At 50.3% G+C, this 4,809-nt stretch carries 4 protein-coding genes; 3 read left to right on the plus strand and 1 reads right to left on the minus strand.

Annotated features, from left to right (window positions below; all coding sequences use genetic code 11):
* The 3 genes from HKN79_05100 to secA form a co-directional block, all read left to right on the plus strand.
* Positions 1–281 (plus strand): ATP:cob(I)alamin adenosyltransferase (locus HKN79_05100; protein ID NNC82936.1); only part of this gene is annotated, 281 nt, incomplete at its 5' end.
* A gap of 122 nt (positions 282–403) precedes the next feature.
* Complete coding sequence (locus HKN79_05105; GenBank protein NNC82937.1) at positions 404–625, plus strand: DUF2795 domain-containing protein; 222 nt, start codon at positions 404–406, stop codon at positions 623–625.
* A gap of 173 nt (positions 626–798) precedes the next feature.
* The gene (gene secA, locus HKN79_05110; protein NNC82938.1) at positions 799–4,158 is read left to right on the plus strand and encodes a preprotein translocase subunit SecA; all 3,360 of its coding nucleotides are present in this window, start codon (positions 799–801) and stop codon (positions 4,156–4,158) included.
* A gap of 3 nt (positions 4,159–4,161) precedes the next feature.
* Here the strand turns inward: secA and HKN79_05115 are convergent.
* On the minus strand, positions 4,162–4,809 hold a 648-nt coding region (locus HKN79_05115; protein ID NNC82939.1), incomplete at its 5' end, for a hypothetical protein.

The following is a 4,809-nucleotide window of genomic DNA, read 5'->3' on the forward strand; positions in this document are numbered from 1 at the left end:
CCCAGCTTGAAAAATGGATCGACCAATGGGAAGAAGGATTACCGCCCATGCGGAATTTCATCCTGCCAGGAGGACATCGAGCAGTGTCCACTTGTCACCTCGCACGCACGGTCTGCCGCAGAGCAGAAAGGGCTGTGATCCGAATGTCCGAAGAGGTGGAAACAGAGCAGGTCATCATCCGATATCTTAACAGATTAAGTGATCTTCTCTTCATTCTTGCACGCAGAATTGCCTTCGATCAGGGGGTCGAAGAGACTCCCTGGAGACCAAAAAAAGCTTGACAAGCATCTAAGTAATTGATATTATGCAAGTTATGCTTGGTAGGAAATTTGTGTGGCCGCATACTGAAAAATTTATTTTTGCGTGAATTCCGAACAGGGATTCTTTTTAAGAGAGACAAGAGATGTATTGGACACTAGAATTGGCTTCCTATTTGGAAGATGCCCCATGGCCGGCAACAAAGGATGAGTTGATCGACTTCGCATTGCGAACGGCCGCCCCCCTTGAAGTGGTGGAGAACTTACAGGAGATAGAGGACGAAGGCGAATTGCTGGAGACCATCGAGGATATCTGGCCGGATTACCCATCCAAAGAAGATTTCTTCTTCAATGAGGATGAGTATTGATTCCTCGCGACTTATCCTGAATGAACTTTTGACCCAGACAGCGTCTGGGTCTTTCTTTTTTTAGTGAAACCAACTATTTATCCTTCTTTTCATGGTTCTTTTCTGACGTATTGGCAGATTTGCATTTTGGAAAGGTTATTGACCCATTCCCTGAACATCGATGAATTGACCCTATGCTAGGTACGCTCACCAAATCACTTAAGAAAGTCTTCGGAGACAAGTCCACTCGGGACATGAAGGCCATCATGCCATTGGTCGATGAGACCAATAAGGTATTTGATACCCTATCCTCTATCAGCAATGAGGAACTCCGCGAGCGATCCATCAGGCTCAAGAAGCAGATTGCTGACCATATTGCCGAGGATGAGAAGAAGGTCGAAGAATTGAAACTCAAGGCCGAGGATGCAGCTCAAGAGATCGAAGAAAAAGAGGCCATCTACAAGGAGGTGGATGAGCTGACCAAAGGAATAGATGAGAAGTTAGAAGAAGTCCTACGGAAAGTCCTCCCAGAGGCCTTTGCCATTGTTAAGGAGACCGCACGAAGATTCAAGGAAAATGATTCCCTCACCGTCACCGCTCAGCAATTCGATCGGGATCTGGCGGCCGCAGTCGATCATGTCACCATTGATGGCGACAAGGCCACTTGGCAGAGCACCTGGATGGCCGGTGGTTCACCCATTACCTGGGATATGGTGCACTATGATGTGCAGCTCATCGGAGGTATCGTTCTCCATGAGGGGAAGATAGCTGAGATGCAGACCGGAGAAGGAAAGACCCTCGTGGCCACCTTACCTGTGTTCCTCAATGCCCTTGCGGGCAAGGGCGTGCATTTGGTCACGGTCAATAACTATCTCGCAAAGCGGGATGCGGAATGGATGGCCCCCATCTTCCAGTTCCACGGAATGACCATCGATGTCATCGACAACCACCGTCCCAACTCTCCCGAGCGCAGAGCGGCCTATCAAGCCGACATCACCTACGGTACCAATAACGAATTCGGCTTCGACTATCTGCGTGACAATATGACCACGGACCCGGAGAGTCTGGTCCAGCGCAAGCACCACTATGCCATTGTAGATGAGGTCGATTCGGTACTGATCGATGATGCACGTACACCTTTGATCATCTCTGGTCCTACGCCCAAAGGAGACCTGCATGAGTTCAATGAACTCAAACCCAAGGTCCAGAAGCTGGTGGCCGCACAGAAGCAATTGGTCACCACGCTGCTTTCCGATGCCAAGAAGCGACTGAAAGGCATCGATGAAGGAGCTCCGAGCAAAGAGGATCTCCAAGAGGGTGGAGTCGCCCTATTCAGAGCATTCCGTGGTCTACCAAAGAATAAAGCACTCATCAAGTTCCTCTCCGAGCCCGGAGTGAAGAACCAACTTCTCAAGACCGAGGCCTACTACCTGCAGGATCAGGGAAAAGAGATGCCCAAGGCAGATGAACTCCTCTATTTCACCATCGATGAGAAGCACAATGCCATCGAATTGACCGAGAAAGGGGTGGATCTCATATCAGGAAGTGATGATCCTACCTTCTACATCATGCCCGATGTAGGAGCTGCCATTGCAGAGATCGATAAGAAAGGTCTCTCTGATGAGGAGCAACTCAAGCAGAAGGACGAGTTGATGCGCGATTTCTCCGTGAAATCCGAGCGTATCCATACCATCAATCAGCTGCTCAAGGCCTACACTCTCTTTGAAGCTGATGTGGAGTATGTGGTGATGGACAATAAGGTCAAGATCGTAGACGAGCAGACCGGACGTATCATGGAAGGCAGGCGTTACAGTGACGGTCTTCACCAAGCCATCGAGTCCAAGGAGAATGTGAAGATCGAGGCCTCCACGCAGACCTATGCAACGGTCACACTGCAGAATTTCTTCCGCATGTACCATAAGCTGGCCGGGATGACCGGAACGGCCGAGACCGAGGCGGGGGAGTTCTGGGACATCTATGAATTGGATGTGGTAGTCATACCCACCAATCGCCCGATACAGCGGGACGATAGAGAAGACCTGGTATTCAAGACCGCCCGGGAGAAGTACAAGGCCATCATCGATGAGGTGGTGGAGATCAGCAATGCCGGACGACCGGTATTGGTAGGTACGACTTCGGTAGAAGTATCAGAGCTATTGAGCAAGATGCTCTCCATGAAGAAGATCGAGCACAATGTGCTCAATGCCAAACTGCACCAGCGAGAGGCCGAGATCGTAGCACAGGCAGGTAGAGCAGGCAATGTGACCATCGCGACCAACATGGCCGGACGAGGTACCGATATCAAACTCACTCAAGCGGTCAAAGATGCCGGAGGACTGGCCATTGTGGGTACAGAACGACACGATTCGCGTAGGGTCGATCGCCAGCTCAGAGGGCGAGCAGGACGACAAGGAGACCCGGGAAGCTCCCAGTTCTTCGTGTCCTTGGAAGATAGCTTGATGCGCCTATTCGGTTCGGACCGCATAGCACGCATGATGGACAGGCTGGGTATTGAAGAAGGGGAAGTGATCCAGCACTCGATGATCACCAAATCCATCGAGCGGGCTCAGAAGAAAGTGGAGGAGAACAACTTCGGTATCCGTAAACGCTTGCTGGAGTATGACGATGTCATGAACACGCAGCGGGAAGTGATCTACAAGAAAAGGCGCTATGCCCTCTTCGGTGAGCGTATGTCATTGGAGGTCGCCAATATGTTCAATGACCTCACCGAGTCTACCGTCATGGCCACCCATGAGGACAAGGACTTCGAAGGATTCAAAATGGAATTGCTCCGCAATTTCTCCATCGCCTCTCCGGTAAGTGAAGAGGAGTTCATAAGTTCCAGCGATGAAGAAGTGGCCGATAAAGTCTATGAGGCTGCGAGTAAGCACTACGCTCAGAAGTCGGAATTGCTATCCAAGGCGGTCTATCCAGTGGTGAAGAATGTTTACGAAAATCAGAGCGAACAGTACAAGAACATCGTTGTTCCCTTCACAGATGGTAAACGCACCCTCAACGTGGTCGCTAATCTAGAGAAGGCATACAATACACAAGGAAAGGAGTTGATCCGTGAAGTAGAGAAAGGGGTGATGCTGGCCATGATCGATAACGAGTGGAAAGAGCATCTCAGAGAAATGGATGACCTGCGCCAATCCGTGCAGAATGCGAGATATGAGCAGAAGGACCCCTTATTGATCTACAAATTCGAATCCTTCGAGTTGTTCAAGACGATGATCGATCGTATCAATGGTGACATGGCGTCCTTCTTGATCAAGGCCACTTTACCTTCCAATGTGGGTCAGACCCAGGTCAGAACGACCGATAGCACCCGCAGAGGCAATGATGATCTGGCCAATGTCAAGGAGAGCAAGACCGATGTTCCAGGATATGGCCCGGCTGATAGTTCAGCTCCGGGTCAGGCTCCTGCTCGTCAGCGACCCAAGGTCACTCGACCGATCCGCACAGAAAAGAAAGTGGGTCGTAACGAACCCTGTCCATGTGGTAGTGGAAAGAAATACAAGCAATGTCACGGTCGGGCACAAGCCCAAGCATGAGTATCAGCAGTCTTCGCTGATCGTGACGATGGTCATGGTCTGATTCAGTAGTTCGCAGCGTCCGCTCACTTCTGAAGGACTGAGTTCACCGTATGAATAGAAACCGGTGATCTGCGTATTGAGACCAAGGATTTCATGCACAGCCTTTACCTCATCGTGCACCCGGTCTTTCAATACGAGCTTTCGGCCTACACAACTGATCAAAAATGCCAATTGGCTGGGGTTATCACCCAGTCGTCCTTTGGTCACCGAGGCGGCCGAGCGCGCACCCTCGATCAATTGATCATCAGTAGCTTCGAGGAATTGAACCCCGCTGGCAATAGGCATATCTCCTGCAAAGGTCATGGTCTGCTCTTCTTCATCGATGCTCAATACCGTACGTACCAGATTCTGTTCGCTATAGACGTCAGAAATCATCAGTGGGTACTTCAGCGCATCTGAAGGCAAGGTGTGCAGTTTACCATTCAGTTTCTCCTTATAGAATTCGAGAGCAGGTTTCCCATTGATCTCCTTGAGAACGTTCCCATCGGAGTCTGAGATGATGTTCATCTGTTGTTTGAACTGCCATCCTCCCCTGGAGCCATAGCCCAGGTGGATGTTATCACCATACAGGCCGATACCTACTACATTCCCTTCTTTCGCTTCATTGAT

Source organism: Flavobacteriales bacterium (genome assembly GCA_013001705.1).
GTDB lineage: Bacteria > Bacteroidota > Bacteroidia > Flavobacteriales_D > JABDKJ01 > JABDLZ01.

Bases quoted from the DNA above. Each gene is read 5' to 3' on its own strand.
- HKN79_05105 (NNC82937.1), top strand. From the start codon at position 404: ATGTATTGGACACTAGAATTGGCTTCCTATTTGGAAGATGCCCCATGG.
- secA (NNC82938.1), top strand. From the start codon at position 799: ATGCTAGGTACGCTCACCAAATCACTTAAGAAAGTCTTCGGAGACAAG.